This is a genomic window from Jiella sp. M17.18 (genome assembly GCF_041027365.1).
Classification (GTDB): Bacteria; Pseudomonadota; Alphaproteobacteria; order Rhizobiales; family Rhizobiaceae; genus VKMB-3413.
The window spans coordinates 285472-303197 of record NZ_JBFTEH010000001.1 but is presented as its reverse complement, the minus strand read 5'-3'; the positions used below and the strand labels follow the sequence as shown (position 1 = coordinate 303197).

The following is a 17726-nucleotide window of genomic DNA, read 5'->3' as shown; positions in this document are numbered from 1 at the left end:
CGGCGCCTCCGGCCAAGCCAGATCGCCCGCGCCAGAGGTCCGGCGGGGGGCCCGCTCACGCGAAGCGCCGCGCCGCCGCCCCGTGCTCGGCGCGCAGCCGCGCGACATCGAGGCCGACGGGCATGCCGTCGACGACGCGCCATTCGCCCTTCACCATGACCCTGTCCGCCCGCGTCGCGCCGCAGAGGACGAGCGCCGCGACCGGATCGTGCGCGCCGGAAAAGCGCAGCTCATCCAGGTTGAAGAGCGCAAGGTCCGCCTGCATGCCGACGGCGATCGTCCCGATGTCGGTGCGCCCCAGACAGGCGGCCGAGCCCTCGGTCGCCATCTGGATCGCGTCGCGCGCGGTGACCGCCTCGGCCGAGCGGTAGTTCAGCCGGCCGACCATCAGCGCGTGGCGCACCGCCTCGATCATGTTGGAGGCGTCGTTCGAGGCCGAGCCGTCGACGCCGAGCCCGACCGGCGAGCCGGCCGCCTTCAGGTCGTTCACCGGGCAGAAGCCGGAAGCGAGAACGGCGTTCGACGCCGGGCAATGGCAGACGCCGACCTTGTGCGCGCCGAGCCGCCGGCATTCCTCGGTGGTGAAGTGGATGCCGTGGGCAAGCCAGGTGCGTGGGCCGAGCCAGCCGACCTCCTCCAGATAGTCCACCGGCCGGCAGCCGAAGACCTCCTCGCAGAAGCGGTTCTCGTCCTCGGTCTCGCCGAGATGGGTGTGCAGCCGGCAGTCGTGCTGTTCCGCAAGCGCCGCCGATTCGATCATCAGTCGTTTGGTGACGGAGAAGGGCGAGCAGGGCGCGAGCGCGATCCGGGTCATCGCGCCTTCCGAACGGTCGTGATAGCGCGCGATGAGGCGCTCGCTATCGGCAAGGATGGTGTCGGCGTCCTGCACGACGCTGTCCGGCGGCAGGCCGCCGTCCTTCTCCGACAGGTCCATCGAGCCGCGGGTCAGCGTCACGCGGATGCCGAGTTTCGCCGCCTCCTCCACCTGGATGTCGATGGCGTCGTCCAGCCCGCCGGGGAAGAGATAGTGATGGTCGGCGGCCGTCGTGCAGCCGGACATCAGGAGTTCCGTCAAGGCGAGACGCGTGGCGAGGCGGAAGCTCTCCGGCTCGAGCCGGGACCAGATCGGGTAGAGTGCCTTCAGCCAGGGGAAGAGCTCGCGGTCGATCGCCTGCGGATGGGCTCTGGTCAGCGTCTGGTAGAAATGGTGGTGCGTGTTGACGAGGCCGGGCAGCACGACATGCGCCGAGACGTCCACCGTCTCGTCCACCGGCTGCAACGGCGCAGCCCCGGCCGGCACCAGTTCCGCAATCCTGCCGTCCTCGACGACGAGGCCGCCTTCGGCGCCGGAGGAAAGGATCGCCAGCGGGTTCTTCAGGAACAGCCGGCTCACGCGGCCGTCTCGATCGCCGGCAGGCCGCCCTGGCTGGCGAGGAAGGCGAGGATGTCGCCGATGCCCTTGGCGCGCGACAGGTCCGCGAAGACCGTCGGCAGCGGCCCCCTGCCCTTCGCCGCGTCGGCGCGCATTCGTTCGAGATCGGCGCCGACATAGGGGGCGAGGTCGGTCTTGTTGACGATCAGGAGGTCGGAACGGGTGATCGCCGGGCCGCCCTTCCTCGGGATGTCGTCGCCCTGGCAGACCGAGATGACGTAGATCGAGAGGTCGACGAGGTCCGGCGAAAAGGTCGCGGCGAGGTTGTCGCCGCCGGATTCGACCAGGACGAGGTCGAGGTCCGGGTGGCGGCCGGTCAGCTCGCGGATCGCGGCGATGTTGATCGAGGCGTCCTCGCGGATCGCGGTGTGCGGGCAGCCGCCGGTCTCGACGCCGATGATCCGGTCCGCCGGCAGCGCCTGCAGCCGGACCAGCGCCTCGGCGTCCTCGCGGGTGTAGATGTCGTTGGTGACGACGCCGATCGACCAGGTCTCGCGGGCGGCCTTGCAGAGCTTTTCGGTCAGCGTGGTCTTGCCGGAGCCGACCGGGCCGCCGATGCCGACGCGCAACGGGCCGTTTCTGGATGTCATGAGCGGAAGAGCCTCGTTTGCAGCGATTCATGCCGCATGGCGGCGATCTCCGAGCCTAGCGCCGCCGAGCCGAGATCGTCCAGCGTCGAGACGAGCGAGCGCTCGGCCGCCCGGCGGATGTCCGGCTCGAGACGGTGAAGCACCCCGACGGCCTCGCTCTGGGCGAGCGGCACGAGCCGCACGGCGGCCGACACCAGCGAGGCGGCGAAGACGTGGGCATAGGCGGTCAGGGTCTCGCCGAGCGGCAGGCCCGCGTGTGCCGCGAGCCCGGCGGCCGCGACGGGATAAGGCATCGGCGGCGCAAGTGATCCAGGCGGACCGGATCTGCCTGCTGGGCTCGCCGCTTCGGCAACGCTCCCCTCGTCAGCGGCTGACGCAGCGGCCCTCGCGTGATCGGCCCCGCGAGCGGCACGATCGAGCCAGGGCTGCGACGCCTCCGTAAACGCCGCGCCGAGCGCCAGCGTCTCCATCCGCCGCTCGGCGCTGCCGCAGAGAGCCGTCGCCAGTTCCGCCGCCGCGCCGAGCCGGTCGGTATCGTCCGCCTTCGTCGCCCGCCAGGCTCCTGCCAGCAGCACGAGATCGTTCCAGCCGCTCCCGGCCGAGAGCAGCAGACGCGCCCAGGCTTCGACACCCGTCGCGTCGCGAAGCGTGCCCTCCCGAACCGCCGCCTCGAGCCCGTGCGAATAGGCGAAGCCGCCGATCGGGAAGGCTGACGAGAACAGCGTCAGCAGCGCGGGAAGATGCGGGCCGGCCGTCCGGCTCGCGGCCGCAGACGGCTCTTCCGGCGATGCCGGCGACCCGTTCGCCGAGGCAAGGTTCAATGGTTGTCGCCCGCGCCGTGCAGATGGCTGCCATAGGCGCCGCCCTCCGGGTCGAACGCCGCCTCCACCTCCGCGACGGCCGCGCCGAGCCCCTGGAGCATGTCGCGGATCACCGGGTCGCGGCGGATCAGCAGGCGGTCGCCGAAGACCTGCGCCGAGAGGTGCCGGTTGCCGATCTGCCAGGCGAGCGCGACCAGATGGGCGGCGTCCTGCCCCCGCACCTCGTAGAGCGGCTCCGGCTTGGCCTTCACCTCGACGATCTGGCCGTCGTCGAGGAGGATCGCGTCGCCGTCGCGCAGGAGCGTCGCCTCGGGAAGATCGAGGAGGAAGGCGATGCCGCCGTCCGTCACCATCGCCATGCGCCGGCGATGGCGGGCGGATTCCTCCAGGGTGATCGTATCGGCCGCATCGGCCCATTCGCCCCGGCGCTTGACCGAATTGCCGACGATCATCTTCATCACTCCGTGCCGTGGCTGCGCGGACAAGATACGGCGGCGACGGCCCGCTCGCCAGTCCTGCCGCGGTGCCGAAGGCGCAAAGACGGGCGACAGCGCTGGACCGGCCGAGGGAGGATGCCATGCCGCTGCAGAATCGCGTCACACCAGAGGGCGACATCGTCGCGGACCCGGCCCGCGGCACGCTGACCGGCAATCGCGGCGTCCTGCACCGGGTCGACCGGACCCTCGGCGACAGCCGCTGGCGACACAAGGCCTGGATCGCCTGCCGCCTCGAATTCAAGAACCGGCACCGCGTGGTGATGACGCCCGGGCGGTGGACGGAATTGTTCTTCCTCGACGAAGCCGTCGCGCTCGCCGCCGGCCATCGCCCCTGCGCCGAATGCCGCCGCGCCGAGTACCTCGCCTTCAAGGCAGCCTTCGCCGCGGCTCACGGCGAGGCCGTCGCGGCCTCGGCCAAGGCGATCGACGACCGCCTGCATGCCTGCCGGGTGGACAGCCGCACGCGGCGGCAGATCCGCTACGAGGCCGCGGCGGAGAGCCTCCCGGACGGGACGTTCGTCCTTTCGGACGGCACGCCGCACCTCGTCCGGCAAGGCCAGCTGCTGCGCTGGCGCATGACAGGCTATGACGTGGCGAAGCCGATTCTTGGCGGTATGGTCACAGTGCTGACCCCATCCGCCACGATCGCGACGCTTGCGGCGGGCTATCCGGCCGATGTGCACGACAGCGCGGCCGCAGCGCTCGCCGCCGTCTGAGCATCGACGGCAGCCGACAGCAGGGTGCCGCGCCGGTGGCTGAACAGGGTGGCGAGGGCTGGCCGGTCGGCGCGCGAGCCCCCGCCTGCGACCGCCTAGGCTGCGGCTTGCGCCGCCTTTGCCGCGGCCTCGCGCTCGCGCGCCCTCGCCAGCGCCGGCCGCGCCAGAATCGCGTCGAGATAGGCGTTGACCGCGTCGGATCCGATGGAGAGCCTGGCGCCGCGGACCCAGGCGCCGGCGTGGCCGATCATCAGGTCGGCGATGGTGAAGCGGTCGCCGACGGCGAAGGCGCGACCGCCGAGCCGGGCCTCCAGCGCCCCCACCGCGCGGCCCAGCTCATAGGCGACGACATCGTCGACGTCGCGCCGCAGCGCCTCCGGCAGGACGAAGCGGTTCTGCGCCTTGCGCCAGGGCGGCACCTCGAACTCGCTCTGGACGAAATAGACGAAGCTCTCGATCAGCGCCCGCTCACGCGTGCCGGATGGCGCGGTCAGCGTCTCCGGCGCGTGTCTGTCCGCGAGATAGCTGACGATCGCGGCGGAATCGACCAAGGTGAACTCGCAGTCGATCAGCGCCGGCATCTTGCCCGAGGGATTCAGCGCGCTGATCGTCGCGTCGTTCGGCATGCAGGGGACGATCTCGTAGGGCTCGCCCAGTTCCTCCAGCATCCAGGTCACGCGGGTGAGCCGCGAACCCGGCATTCCCACCGCCTTGTACATCGGCATGTCCTCCCGTCGGCGCTTGCACTGTCGGGCAGCTTACGCGATGCGGGCGGGGAGCGGAACGGCCAAACGCGGCGGAAACGATCGGCGCGCGGGCGGATCGCCTTCGCACAGGCGAGCCGCCGGTGGCGTGCGGGCAAGGAGGAGGAGCCGCACAAAGCGTGCGCCGGACATGCAAAGAGAGCCGCCACGGCCTGGAGGGGGATACGCCGCAACGACTCTCTCGCATTCTAGCGGTGCCGGTCCCGGAGAGGGGGGAAGAGGACCGATCACCTGAAATTCGGCTCTAAAGCGGGGGACGTGCCTTGGCCGAATACGACGCTCATCGGCGCCGTCGAGAGAAAAGATGCGACTCGGCGAAAGCGAAATCAAGTCACGCGCGCGTGCGCACGTTCACATCGATGTGATCGATTACTAAACTTTCGGACAGAAACACAGGAAGCACCTGATGCGCAAGGCCCTTGCCGAACTTCTTGGCGCGAGAGCGCCCCCTGTTGCCTCTCTGCCACCCCTGCCGAGAGCCGAGATGGACTCCCGCGAGGCCGCGCGATACCACCCTCGCCATGAACAAAGGCGATCACCTCTTCCTCGTCGACGGCTCGGCCTACATCTTCCGGGCCTACCATGCGCTGCCGCCGCTGACGCGCAAGTCGGACGGCCTGCCGGTGGGCGCCGTGTCGGGCTTCTGCAACATGCTGTGGAAGCTGATCGAGGACGCCCGCAACACCTCGGTCGGCGTCGCGCCGACGCATTTCGCCGTCATCTTCGACTATTCCTCCAAGACCTTCCGGAACGAGCTCTACGACCAGTACAAGGCGAACCGGACGGCGCCGCCGGAGGATCTCGTCCCGCAGTTCGCGCTGATCCGCGAGGCGGTGCGCGCCTTCGACCTGCCCTGCATCGAGAAGGAAGGCTATGAGGCGGACGACCTCATCGCCGCCTATACCTGCAAAGCGGTCGCGGCCGGCGGCGACGTCACCATCGTCTCCTCCGACAAGGATCTGATGCAGCTCGTCGGCCCCGGCGTCATCCTCTACGACCAGATGAAGGACAAGCGGCTCGGCCCCGAAGAGGTCAAGGAGAAGTTCGGCGTCTATCCGGAGAAGATGATCGACCTGCAGGCGCTCGTCGGCGACACCTCGGACAACGTGCCGGGCGTCCCCGGCATCGGGCCGAAGACCGCGGCGCAGCTCCTCGACGAATATGGCGACCTCGAAACGCTCCTTTCCCGGGCCTCGGAGATCAAGCAGGCGAAGCGCCGCGAGAACCTCGTCGCGTTCGCCGAGCAGGCACGGCTGTCGAAGAAGCTCGTCACGCTCGACTGCGACACCCCACTCGACACGCCCCTCGACGACCTCTTCATCCATGAGCCGGACGGCGAGAAGCTGATCGCCTTCCTGAAGGCGATGGAGTTCACCACGCTCACCCGGCGCGTCGCCGAAAAGCTCGGGACGGAAGCCTCGGACGTCTCGGCGGCGGCGATTGCGGTGGAGGGGCCGGCACACGGACCGGATCTGGATCCCGCGTCGGCCGTCGGCGCGGCTCCCGCATCCGGCGAGGCGGCGCTGCCGCTGACCCCGCAGGCGCTGGTCGAGAGCCGCCGCGCCGCCGTCGCCGCCCTGCCCTTCGACCATGCCGGCTACCAGACGATCCGCGATGCCGATACGCTGCAGGCCTGGATGGACGAGGCACGCGAGGTGGGGCTGCTCGCCTTCGACACCGAGACCACCTCGCTGTCGGCGATGTCGGGCGAACTGGTCGGCGTCTCCTTCGCCACGCGCCCGGGCCGCGCCGCCTATGTGCCGCTCGCCCATGTCCCGCCGTCCGGCGAGGCGGATCTTCTCTCGGACAAGGCCGCCGCCGCGGACGAGGTCGGGCCGCAGATCCCCTTCGACGAAGCCCTGGCGATCCTCAAGCCGGTGCTGCAGGACCCCGCGGTCCTGAAGATCGGCCAGAACTTCAAATACGATTACCTCGTCCTCTTGCGGCACGGGATCTCGGTGGCGCCCTTCGACGACACCATGCTGATCTCCTATGCGCTCGACGCCTCCTCGTCGCTCGAGGGGCACGGCATGGACGAGTTGTCGGTGCGCTTCCTCGGCCACAAGCCGATCGCCTACAAGGACCTCTGCGGCTCCGGCAAGGGCGCCAAGCCGATCGCCGCCTGCGAGATCGCCAAGGTCACGGAATACGCCGCCGAGGATGCCGACGTGACGCTGCGGCTGTGGCAGGTGCTGAAGCCGCGGCTGGCGGCGGAGGGGCTCGCCTCGGTCTACGAGCGGCTGGAGCGGCCGCTGGTGCCGGTGCTCGCCCGCATGGAGCATCGCGGCATCAAGACCGACCGGCAGATCCTGTCGCGACTCTCCGGCCGCTTCGCGCAGAGCCAGGCGGCGCTCGAGGCCGAGATCGCCGAGATGGCCGGCGAGGAGTTCAATCCCGGTTCGCCGAAGCAGCTCGGCGAGATCCTGTTCGGCAAGCTCGGGCTTCCCGGCGGCAAGAAGACCAGGACCGGCCAGTGGTCGACCGACGTCAAAGTGCTCGACGAACTCGCCGCCGAGGGCCACGAACTGCCGCGACGCATCGTCGCATGGCGCCAGCTGACCAAGCTGAAGGGCACCTATACCGACGCCCTGCCCGCCTATCTCGACGAGGTCGGCCGCATCCACACGTCCTACTCGATGGCGTCGACGACCACGGGGCGCCTGTCCTCCTCCGAGCCGAACCTGCAGAATATCCCGATCCGCACCGAGGAGGGCCGCGCCATCCGCACCGCCTTCGTGGCGCCGGAGGGAACGCGGCTGGTCTCGGCCGACTACAGCCAGATCGAACTCAGGATCCTCGCCCATGTCGCGGACATTTTGCAGCTGAAGGCGGCCTTCCAGGAGGGCCTCGACATCCACGCGATGACGGCGTCGGAGATGTTCGGCGTGCCGGTCGAGGGCATGCCGCCCGAGATCCGCCGCAGGGCCAAGGCGATCAATTTCGGCATCGTCTACGGCATCTCCGCCTTCGGCCTCGCCAACCAGCTGTCGATCCCGCGCGAGGAGGCCGGGGCCTACATCAAGCGCTATTTCGAGCGTTTTCCGGGCATTCGCGACTACATGAACGCGACCAAGGCGTTCTGTAAGGAGCATGGCTATGTCGAGACGCTGTTCGGCCGCCGCGCCCACTATCCCGACATCGGACACTCCAACCCGTCGGTGCGCGCCGCGGTCGAGCGGGCCGCGATCAACGCGCCGATCCAGGGCACGGCCGCCGACATCATCCGCCGCGCGATGATCCGGATGGAGCCGGCGCTGGGCGCCGCAGGCCTGTCGGCGAAGATGCTGCTGCAGGTGCATGACGAACTGGTGTTCGAGGTGCCGGAGGAAGAGGTGGAATCGACCCTGCCTGTCGTCCGCCACGTCATGGAGAACGCCGCCGCCCCGCGGGTGTCGCTGTCGGTGCCACTCGAGGTCGAGGCGAAGGCGGCCGGCAACTGGGACGAGGCCCACTGACGCAGCCCCAGGCTGTCGCGTCGGGCGGCGCTCCCCCGCCGCGCAATATCGTCGCACCGGCGAAGGGCTTGAAATCGCGAAGCTCGCGGCGATCTTTCGCTCAGGGCATTTGTATGCTCTGGATGTGATAAGACGGCCTTCGCACGCGGCTCCCCAGATTCTCGTCCAGTCTTCCAGACGCCGGAGACCCTGGTGCCGCGACACCTCGCCGCTGCATAGAGGACGGAATGGGAGAACAAGGTTTTCAGAAGGATGCCTCGGGCACGATGCCGGACGGTGTCAGCACGGCGGCGCTCGCCAAGCTGCCGCTGGCGCTCGTCCTGACCAACCCGCATCTGGACGACAATCCCATCGTCTACGCCAACCGCGCCTTCGAGCGGATCACCCGCTATGCCGCGGAGGCGGCGATCGGCCGCAACTGCCGCTTCCTGCAGGGTGACGAGACCGACCCGGCTCAGGTGAAGCAGATCGGCGAGGCGCTGAAGGCGCAGGAGGACGTGGCGGTCGATATCGTCAACTATCGCGCCGACGGGACCAAGTTCCTCAACCGGCTGATGATCACGCCGCTCTACGACCAGGAAGATCGGCTGCAGTGCTTCCTCGGCGTGCAGCAGGACCTCAGCGAGGGCGCGGACACGGCGACTCCGGGATCGGCGGAGCCGGCGCAGAGCTCGCCAGCCGACACGGCGCTGGGTGAGATCCAGCACCGGGTCAAGAACCACCTCGCCATGATCATCGGCATGATCCGGATGCAGGCGCGCGCGCAGACCAGCGAGGACGCGTTCCATGCGCTCGCCCGGCGGATCGAGAGCCTGCAGCTGCTCTATCAGGAGATGACGGAGTCCGGCGTCGCCTCGTCGAAAGCCAAGCGCGTGCCACTCGGCGCCTATGTCAGCCGGATCGCGGCGACGATCGGCCATCTGGACGGGCGCCGGTCGGTCCGCATCAACGTCGACTGCGACGCCGTCGAGGTAAATGTCGACCGTGCGGCCCGGATCGGCCTCCTGTTCTCCGAGCTCCTCACCAATGCGCTCAAGCATGCCTTCGCCGGCCGCGACGAGGGCCTCGTCGAGGCGCGGCTGAAGATGCTGTCCTCCGGCGTCATCCGCATGACGGTGACCGACGACGGCGTCGGCTTGCCTGACGGCAGCAACTGGCCGTTCGGCCCCGGCCGTGCGCCCCCGCCGCTCGACGGCGAGACCGTCGAGGCGGTGGAGGAGCAGGCGGAGCGCGAGGCCGAGGAGAAGCGTCCGAACGCGGCGCGCGAGATTGCCGACTCGATCGGCATGGGAAGCAGGCGGAGCGGCGCTGGCGGCAGCGACGTGGTCGAGGCGGGCGAGCAGGGCGTGCGGCGCCAGCGGGCGCGCGAGGCGCAGGGCGGCCTCGGCGGCCGCATCACGGTGTCGCTGGTCCGCGGCCTCAACGCGCATCTCGACGTCAATTCCGACACGATCGGCACGACCGTCACCGTCGACATCCCGCCGGAGGAAGAGGCTTGAGCGGATCTGCCGGGAAGACCGCGCGCGAACGCCTGATCGTCGGCCTCGACGTCGGCGACCGGCGGCGTGCCGAGGCGATCGTCGAGACGCTCGGCGACGCCGTGCTCTGGTACAAGATCGGCTATCAGCTGGCCTTCGCCGACGGTCTTCCGCTGGTGCGGGAGCTGTCGCGCGCCGGCAAGCGCGTCTTCCTCGACCTGAAGCTCCACGACATTTCCAACACCGTCGCCAAGGGCGTCGAGAGCGCGCTCGGCCAGGGCGCCGCGATGCTGACCGTCCACGCCTATCCCTATGTCATGGCGGCGGCCGTCGGCGCAGCCCGGGGATCGGAGGCGACGCTCCTCGGCGTGACGGTCCTCACCTCGCTGGACAATGCGGATCTTGACGCCTCGGGCTACCGGATGGGCGTCGCCGACCTCGTGGACCTTCGGGCACGGCAGGCGCGCGACGCAGGCATGGGCGGGATCGTCGCGGCTCCGACGGATGCGGCGGCCCTGCGCCAGGTCATCGGGTCGGACCTCGCGCTCGTCACGCCGGGGGTGCGCCCCGCCGGCAGCGCGGCCGGCGACCAGAAGCGGATCGCGACGCCCGCCGAGGCGCTCGCCGCCGGTGCCTCGCATCTCGTCGTGGGGCGGCCGATCGTCGCTGCCGAGGATCCGAAGCGGGCGGCGGAGGCGATCCTGTCGGAGATGGCCGGGGCGCTCGCCGCGTCCGGCTGAAATCAGACATCAGGGAGACAGGCATGGCCAAGGGATATTGGATCGCACGCGTCGACGTGAAGGACCCGGAGCGCTACAAGGCCTATGTCGAGACGGCCGCTCCGGCGTTTCGCGAGTACGGCGCGAAGTTCATCGCCCGCGGCGGTCCGGTGACCAATCTCGAGGGCCAGCCTCGCGGGCGCAACGTCATCATCGAGTTCGAGAGCGTCGAGAAGGCCAAGGCCTGCTACGACAGCGAACAGTATCAGAAGGCCGCCGCCATCCGCCACGAGGTCGCGGATTCCGAGATGATCATCGTCGAGGGCTATGACGGCTGATCCCGCTGCGGCCGCAAGTCCGCGGAACGGGCGCAGGGCGTTCAAGGGCATTGCACCCAAGGGCTACCGGATCCGCGTGATGGAGCCCGGCGAGGCGGAGCGGCTGCTTGGCATCCAGCGGGCAGCGGACGAACTCCTGGTCGCAGCCGGCAAGCGCGAGATCGCGGCGATCGCCGCCGCTCCCCTCGAAAGCTTCGTGCGGTTCCTGCTCGACCACGAGGTCTTCGTCGCCGAGGAGAAGGCGACGGGCGAGGCGGTGGGATTCGCGGCAGCCTGCGGCCTTACCGACGTCTACTGGCTCGCCGAGCTTTCGGTTCATCCCGGCCATGGCCGCAAGGGCATCGGCTCTGCGCTGGTGACGGCGGTGACGCAGCGGGCGGCGTGGTATTTTTACCGCGCCGTCGGACTTTCGACCTATTGCGACATTCCTTGCGGCGCCGTGTTCTACGAGCGGCTTCACTTCCTGAGAGTTCCGGACAAGGATTGTCCGGCATGGTTGACGCAACGACGCATCGACGAGACGCCGCCGGGCGGCGACGGCCGCGACCGCATCGCGATGTTGCGCTGGCTGTGACGGCGGCCCCTCCGGTGGCGCTCGGACCAGCCGCGCCGGACCAGTCCGATCGGGCCCGGATCGCCGTCGTGCAGCACCGGCGATTTGGACCGAAACCGGCTGTCGCCTATATATGTGCACTGCAGCAACCGAAGGTGACACCGCGGTTGAACCGAAAGCAGGTTTGATGCTCTACCAGCTCTACGAATGGAACCACGCCGCCCTGACGCCCTTCCGCGCCATGGCGGACGCCACTCGGCTCTTTTACCAGAACCCGCTCAACCCGATGTCGCACACGACGGCCGGCCGCTCGATCGCTGCGGCCGCCGAGCTGTTCGAGCGCACCACGCGCGTCTACGGCAAGCCCGAATTCGGCCTCGACGAGACGGTCATCGACGGCCGCCGCGTGCCGGTTCAGGACCGGCCGGTCTGGCAGAAGCCGTTCTGCCGGCTCCTGCACTTCGAGCGCGAACTGCCGAAAGGCCGGAGGGCCGATCCCCGCATCCTCGTCGTCGCGCCGATGTCCGGCCACTACGCGACGCTTCTGCGCGGCACGGTGGAGGCGCTGCTGCCCTATGCCGACGTCTACATCACCGACTGGACCGACGCGCGCACGGTGCCGGTCACCGAAGGCCGCTTCGACCTCGACGACTATGTCGACTACGTCATCGAGATGCTGCACTTCCTCGGGCCGGACACGCATATCGTCGGCGTCTGCCAGCCGGCCGTGCCGGTTCTGATGGCGACGGCGCTGATGGAGGCCGATGCCGACCCCTGCGCGCCCGCGACGATGACGCTGATGGGCGGGCCGATCGACACGCGCATCAATCCGACTGCGGTCAACGATCTCGCCCAGGAGAAGGGGATCGACTGGTTCCGCGAGAACGTCGTCATGCCGGTGCCCTTCCCGCAGCCCGGCTTCATGCGCATGGTCTATCCCGGCTTCCTGCAGCTGACCGGCTTCATGTCGATGAACCTCGACCGCCACCTGATCGCGCACAAGGATTTCTTCTGGCACCTCGTCAAGGACGACGGCGACTCGGCCGACAAGCACCGCACCTTCTACGACGAGTACAATGCGGTGATGGACCTTTCCGCCGAGTTCTACCTGCAGACGGTCGAGGAGGTCTTCATCAAGCACTCGCTGCCGAAGGGCGAGATCACCCATCGCGGCCGCCGCGTCGATCTCAGCGCCATCCGCCGCACCGCGCTGCTGACCGTCGAGGGCGAGAACGACGACATTTCCGGCGTCGGCCAGACCGAGGCGGCGCAGACGCTCTGCGTCAACATTCCGGACGACATGCGGGTCCACTATGTCCAGCCGAAGGTCGGCCATTACGGCGTCTTCAACGGCTCGCGCTACCGCGCCGAGATCGCGCCGCGCATCGTCGACTTCGCCCTGACGCACGGCACCACCCACGCCGGCGCCAAGCCGCCGAAAGCCGGCGAGCAGGGCAAGGGCCCGCGCAGGATCGGCGCCTATGCGGAGCGTCTGGCCAAGGCCGGGCAGCTCGGCCGCGACCGCCGCAATGCCGGCGAGCTCGGCATCGGCATTGCCGGGCTGACCTCGGCGGACTCGCCGATGCGCGCCATGTCCGGTCCCGCCAAGGCGATGCTGGACAGTGCGATGGGCGTCATGGCGTCGTTCGGCTCCTTCGCCGGTACGAACAGCGCCGGCTTCGCCGCGCCGCGTTTCGTCGATCCGTCCGGATCGGCGAATTCGGCCGAGGCGACCGGAGCCCCGGAGCCGACGCCGGCTGCCGCACCTGAAGCTGCCACGGCGTCGCCGGCCGCGGCAGAGGCGCCGGCAGTCCAGGCGTCGGATGCCGCGCCGGCCACCGAGACCGCATCGCACGCCGAGCCGGCGCATGTTGCGGCGGACGCGGGCGCCTCCGCCAAGGCGGCGCTTGCGCCGGACACCACTGGCGTGTCTCCTTCGGCCCCGTCGGCGCCCGCTGCCGGCAGGAAATCCAGGAGGGCTCCGGCCGTCGCCGCCGCACGCTCGAGCGATGCGACGCGCGACACGGCCGGCAGGCGGCCGAACTCGAAGGGCCGGCCGCGTCGTCCGAAGGCGTAACCGCCGCCTCGCACCGTCGGCGTCACGGCGCCTCCTCCTTTTCCGGAACCTCGGGAGGTACCGACGCGCTCCACGGCAGGGACGGGGCCCGTCCCTACTCCAGCGGCACCCGGGCTTCCCGGCGTCTCCGGCAAGCCCGGCGCGGACGTTTGCGGGTGCGCGCGTTCACCACGGATCCGTGAAGTCCTTGATGCGGCTCGCGTCGCGACCTAACCATGGTCGCACGGAAGCATGACGGACAGCGGAGACCTGGCGCGATGGGCGTGATCTCGATCGACACGATCCGGCGGCTCGGCTCGCCGGCAAGCCGCGGCGAGCGCACGCGCTGGCGCCTGATCGCCCTGGCGCTTTTCCTGATCGCTACGCCGCTCCACGCCGCCCAGGCCTTCGAGACCAGCGCGCCGACCGCGATCCTGATCGATTCCGGCACCGGCCGGGTGCTCTACGAGAAGAACGCCGACGAGGAGATCCCGCCGGCGAGCCTCGCCAAGCTGATGACCGTCGCCGTGATCTTCGACGCGCTGAAGGCGGGGACGGTGACGCGCGACCAGGAGTTCGAGGTCTCCGAATATGCCTGGAGGACGGGTGGCGCGCCCTCCGGCTCCTCCACCATGTTCCTGAAGCCGCATTCCAGGGTCAGCCTCGCCGACCTCATCAAGGGCATCATCATCCAGTCAGGCAACGACGCGACGATCGTCGCTGCGCAGGGCATCGCCGGCAGCGTCGACGCCTTCGTCGCCAAGATGAATGCGGAGGCGAAGACGATCGGCCTCACCCATTCGCACTTCACCAATCCGAGCGGCCTGCCGGATCCGGACCTGCACGTCACCGTGCGCGATCTCGCCAAGCTCGCCGGCTATCTCATCAACACCTTCCCCGAGGAGTATCATCTCTTCAGCGAGGAGAGCTTCACCTACAACGGCATCCGGCAGCGCAACCGCAACCCGCTGCTGGCGCTTGGCGCCGACGGGCTGAAGACCGGCCATACCGAAGAGGCCGGCTTCGGCCTCGTCGCCTCGGCCAAGAAGGACGGGCGACGGATCGTCTTCGCCATGGCCGGGCTGCAGACGGCCGCCGAGCGCGAGCGCGAGGGCCGGCGCATGATGGACTACGGGCTGCAGGACTTCGAGGAGGTGACGCTGGTCTCCGCCGACAAGCCGGTCGGCGAAGCCGTGGTGCGGGACGGGTCGAGCGATACCGTACCGCTGGTCGCCAGGAACGATCTCAGCCTCCTCGTGCCGCGCGGAAGCCTGTCCGACGTCAAGCGCACCATCGTCACCAACGGCCCCTTCCCCGCTCCGGTCGCGAAGGGCCAGCGGCTCGGCTGGGCGCGGTTCGCCAAGGGCGACGAGACCGTGCGCCAGGTGCCACTCTATGCCGGCGAAGCGGTGCCCCGCGTCGGGCTGATCTGGCGCATCGGCTCGACGATCGCCAGGCAGCTGACCTGGCATCCGCGCCCGGCGGCCACGGAACTGGCCGGCGCGCAGTGACGCGCGGGTTGTGGCGGCCGGCACGGCGACAAGCGGCTTGACGCGGCGCAGCGAAAGGCCGATATGCAGCGCATCACGCCGTGATCGCGCAGCGCCCGCTTGTTTCCTGAAGCCCCCTTGGCTCGGGACGTTTGCCAGCGTCATCGGATCGCCGGGCGGCCCCAAGCCGCTTCATCGACCGACACGGCCCGTCGAGACGTCCGCCCGCGCGACGACGATCGACATGACCAGCGGAGCCTTCCTGCTCCGCGATCCCAAAGGCATAGTTTGACCTCTTCCACGTTCCAGGCGTTCGGCCTCGCCGACACGCTTCTCGCCGCGCTTGCGCGCCTCGACATCACTCAGCCGACGCCGATCCAGGCGCAGGCCATCCCGCCGGTCCTGAAGGGCCGCGACGTCCTCGGCATCGCCCAGACCGGCACCGGCAAGACCGCGGCCTTCTCGCTGCCGGTGATCAACGCCCTGATCGAGACCGGCGGCCGTCCCGCGCCGCGGACGACGAAGGTCCTGATCCTGACGCCGACGCGCGAGCTCGCCTCGCAGATCGCCGACAACGTCAAGTCCTATACCGCCGGTACCAAGCTGACCCATCACGTGGTCTTCGGCGGCGTGTCGATCCGCCCGCAGATCCAGGCGCTCGCCCGCGGCACCGACATCGTCATCGCGACGCCGGGCCGGCTGCTCGACCTCGTCAACCAGCGCGCCCTGTCGCTCGGCTCCGTCGGCCATGTCGTCCTCGACGAGGCCGACCGCATGCTCGACATGGGCTTCGTGCGCGATGTCATGAAGATCGTCGGCTTTCTGCCGAAGCAGCGCCAGTCGCTGCTGTTCTCGGCGACGATGCCGAAGTCGATCGAGGACCTCGCCGCGAAGATCCTGACCGACCCTGTCCGCGTCGAGGTGACGCCCGAGGTGGTCACGGTCGAGAAGATCGACCAGAGCGTCTACCTCGTCCCGCAGAAGGCAAAGAAGCTCTGGCTGATCGATAATCTCGCCCGGCCGGAATACTCCAAGGTGGTGATCTTCACCCGCACCAAGCACGGTGCGAACCGCCTGACCGCCGATCTCGACAAGGCCGGCATCGCCAGCCTCGCGATCCACGGCAACAAGAGCCAGGGCGCCCGGCAGAAGGCGCTCGACGCCTTCCACAAGGGCCAGACGAAGGTGCTGGTGGCGACCGACATCGTCGCGCGCGGCATCCATGTCGACGACATCAGCCATGTCGTGAACTACGAACTGCCGGAAGAGCCGGAGAGCTATGTCCACCGCATCGGGCGCACCGCCCGTGCCGGCCGCTCCGGCATCGCCGTCTCGCTGATCGACCCGTCCGAGCGCGCCAAGCTGAAGGCGATCGAGAAGCTGACGCGCCAGAGCTTCGACCTGCAGAAGACCGACTACGCCTCGGCCGGCGACCTCGCCGCGGCCGAAGCGCCGCCGGTCCGCTCCGGCCGCCCGAGCCGCGGCAACGGCAATGGCCGCCCGGCCGCCCGCAAGCCCGGTGCCGGCCCGCAGGGGCAGCGGCGCCCGGGCGGGAACGGCGGCAATGGCGGCGGCGAGGCCCGCGCCAATGCCGGCAAGCCGAACGGCCAGGCCCGGCGTCGCCGGCGCAGCGGCGCCGGCAAGCCGCGCTTCGCAGCGGTCTGATCTTCGGCCGCTCCGCGGCTCTCAGTCGAACGAAGCGGCCGGCGGCGGAGCGATCCGCCGCCGGCCGCTTTCTGTTTTCCAGCCCTTGCGTTGTCCTTCGCCGCGCCCGTCGCCATATCGCGGCGAGGCAACCCGCGAGGAGACAGTGATGGCCGAGACGGTCAAGGTCGACATCCCCCACAAGCTGACGCGCGCCGAGGCGCGCCAGCGCATCGACGAAGGCTTCGGCCGGCTGCGCCAGGACATCGTCGGCGGAATGGTCAAGTTCGAGGACGTGTGGACCGGCGACCGACTGGACTTCAGAGCCCGGGTGATGGGCCAGTCGGTGACCGGCCGGCTCGACGTGCGGGACACGGACGTCCATGTCGAGATCGACCTGCCGACATTCCTCGCCGCGATCGCCGACAAGCTGAAGGGCCGGCTGCGGCAGGAGGGCCAGATCCTGCTCGAGAAGAAATAGCGCGGGCTTTGGTCCAACTGACGCGAACGGCCATCGGACCGGCTCGTCCCGAAGGGAATGCGGCGAGCGTCCGCCGGCGGGCGGACGGCCCCCTGCGGCTTGCGGCGGTCTCGTCCGCCGCGCGCGCCCGCGCGTTACCGCGACGCGACGGCCTTGAGCGTGGCGTTCTCGGCCTTGACGATGCCGCCGTCCTTGCTCGGCTCGATCGCCAGGATCTTGCCGAGGCCCGGCACGACCGAGCCGACCTTGACGCGCCAGAGTTCGCCCGGCGAAGCGAGATGCGCCTCGTCCTGGAACACCATGACGATGGCGAAGTCCTTCGGCGTCAGGGAGATCGGACGCACGACCTGCGCGACCGGAAGCGGCGTCACCTCGAGCTGCTTCGGCGCCTTCTCGGTGGAGCCGACCGCCATGGTGTCGACATTCGCCTTGATCGAGGAGATCAGCATCCGGTCGAAATAGTTCGGATCGAGATAGGAGATGATCGCCACGGCGCAGAAGAAGCCGGTCGACAGGACGAAGACGCAGAAGGCCAGGAACTTCACCAGCCGGTCGGAATTCTTCGACGCGGCGGGATCGCCGCCGAACGGCGCGCCCGCGCGGTCACTGCCGGAATAGGTCGAAGAAGTCGTAGCGCTCATGCCGGCCTCGGTGCCTGGTCCCCTCGCCCGAGATCGGTTCTCGGTCGCAGG

At 69.4% G+C, this 17726-nt stretch carries 15 protein-coding genes and 1 pseudogene; 10 read left to right on the top strand and 6 right to left on the bottom strand.

What is annotated here, in order from left to right; translation table 11 throughout:
- Positions 1-55 precede the first annotated feature (55 nt).
- The 4 genes from AB5S17_RS01460 to AB5S17_RS01445 are packed head-to-tail and all read right to left on the bottom strand — an operon-like array spanning position 56 to position 3301.
- A complete protein-coding gene (locus AB5S17_RS01460) occupies positions 56-1393 on the bottom strand; it encodes an 8-oxoguanine deaminase (protein ID WP_369235395.1) in 1338 nt (445 codons plus the stop codon).
- Positions 1390-2022, bottom strand: coding sequence for an urease accessory protein UreG (ureG, locus tag AB5S17_RS01455; RefSeq protein WP_369235393.1), 633 nt, complete (start codon positions 2020-2022; stop codon positions 1390-1392). Before ureG ends, AB5S17_RS01460 begins: the two co-directional genes overlap by 4 nt.
- On the bottom strand, positions 2019-2843 hold the full coding sequence (locus AB5S17_RS01450; RefSeq protein ID WP_369235391.1) for an urease accessory protein UreF: 825 nt from the start codon (positions 2841-2843) through the stop codon (positions 2019-2021). Before AB5S17_RS01450 ends, ureG begins: the two co-directional genes overlap by 4 nt.
- Entirely contained in the window at positions 2840-3301 is a 462-nt protein-coding gene (locus AB5S17_RS01445) for an urease accessory protein UreE (RefSeq protein WP_369235389.1), read from the bottom strand. The genes AB5S17_RS01450 and AB5S17_RS01445 overlap by 4 nt, the downstream gene beginning before the upstream one ends.
- A 119-nt stretch (positions 3302-3420) precedes the next feature.
- On the opposite strand from AB5S17_RS01445, the gene AB5S17_RS01440 reads away from it, so the two are divergent.
- Positions 3421-4056 carry a hypothetical protein gene (locus AB5S17_RS01440; protein WP_369235387.1) on the top strand — a complete coding sequence of 212 codons (636 nt, stop codon included), beginning with the start codon at positions 3421-3423 and terminating at the stop codon, positions 4054-4056.
- A 95-nt stretch (positions 4057-4151) separates the two neighbouring features.
- Here AB5S17_RS01440 and AB5S17_RS01435 read toward each other — a convergent pair whose 3' ends face one another.
- Complete coding sequence (locus AB5S17_RS01435; protein WP_369235385.1) at positions 4152-4781, bottom strand: glutathione S-transferase family protein; 630 nt, start codon at positions 4779-4781, stop codon at positions 4152-4154.
- Positions 4782-5341: 560 nt separating this feature from the next.
- Between AB5S17_RS01435 and polA the strand changes: the two genes are divergently transcribed.
- The 9 genes and pseudogenes from polA to AB5S17_RS01390 all read left to right on the top strand — a co-directional run bounded on the left by polA (position 5342) and on the right by AB5S17_RS01390 (position 17034).
- Positions 5342-8275 (top strand): DNA polymerase I, encoded by a 2934-nt coding sequence (polA, locus tag AB5S17_RS01430; RefSeq protein ID WP_369235383.1) that lies wholly within the window; start codon positions 5342-5344, stop codon positions 8273-8275.
- Positions 8276-8502: 227 nt separating this feature from the next.
- Positions 8503-9774, top strand: a complete 1272-nt coding sequence (locus AB5S17_RS01425) for a PAS domain-containing protein (RefSeq protein ID WP_369235381.1) — start codon at positions 8503-8505, stop codon at positions 9772-9774.
- Complete coding sequence (gene pyrF / locus AB5S17_RS01420) at positions 9771-10493, top strand: orotidine-5'-phosphate decarboxylase (protein ID WP_369235379.1); 723 nt, start codon at positions 9771-9773, stop codon at positions 10491-10493. The genes AB5S17_RS01425 and pyrF overlap by 4 nt, the downstream gene beginning before the upstream one ends.
- A gap of 23 nt (positions 10494-10516) precedes the next feature.
- Positions 10517-10810: a DUF1330 domain-containing protein gene (locus tag AB5S17_RS01415; protein WP_369235377.1), complete on the top strand. Its 294-nt coding sequence runs from the start codon at positions 10517-10519 to the stop codon at positions 10808-10810.
- Positions 10800-11384 carry a GNAT family N-acetyltransferase gene (locus AB5S17_RS01410; protein WP_369235375.1) on the top strand — a complete coding sequence of 195 codons (585 nt, stop codon included), beginning with the start codon at positions 10800-10802 and terminating at the stop codon, positions 11382-11384. Before AB5S17_RS01415 ends, AB5S17_RS01410 begins: the two co-directional genes overlap by 11 nt.
- Before the next feature lie 166 nt (positions 11385-11550).
- A pseudogene (locus AB5S17_RS01405) lies at positions 11551-12759 on the top strand (polyhydroxyalkanoate depolymerase); the annotation flags it as partial.
- Positions 12760-13697: 938 nt separating this feature from the next.
- The gene (locus tag AB5S17_RS01400) at positions 13698-14930 is read left to right on the top strand and encodes a D-alanyl-D-alanine carboxypeptidase family protein (protein WP_369235373.1); all 1233 of its coding nucleotides are present in this window, start codon (positions 13698-13700) and stop codon (positions 14928-14930) included.
- A gap of 267 nt (positions 14931-15197) precedes the next feature.
- Positions 15198-16574 (top strand): DEAD/DEAH box helicase, encoded by a 1377-nt coding sequence (locus tag AB5S17_RS01395; protein WP_369235371.1) that lies wholly within the window; start codon positions 15198-15200, stop codon positions 16572-16574.
- A gap of 148 nt (positions 16575-16722) precedes the next feature.
- The gene (locus AB5S17_RS01390) at positions 16723-17034 is read left to right on the top strand and encodes a polyhydroxyalkanoic acid system family protein (RefSeq protein WP_369235369.1); all 312 of its coding nucleotides are present in this window, start codon (positions 16723-16725) and stop codon (positions 17032-17034) included.
- A gap of 134 nt (positions 17035-17168) precedes the next feature.
- Here AB5S17_RS01390 and AB5S17_RS01385 read toward each other — a convergent pair whose 3' ends face one another.
- Positions 17169-17675 (bottom strand): hypothetical protein, encoded by a 507-nt coding sequence (locus tag AB5S17_RS01385; protein ID WP_369235367.1) that lies wholly within the window; start codon positions 17673-17675, stop codon positions 17169-17171.
- Between the last annotated feature and the right edge of the window lie 51 nt (positions 17676-17726).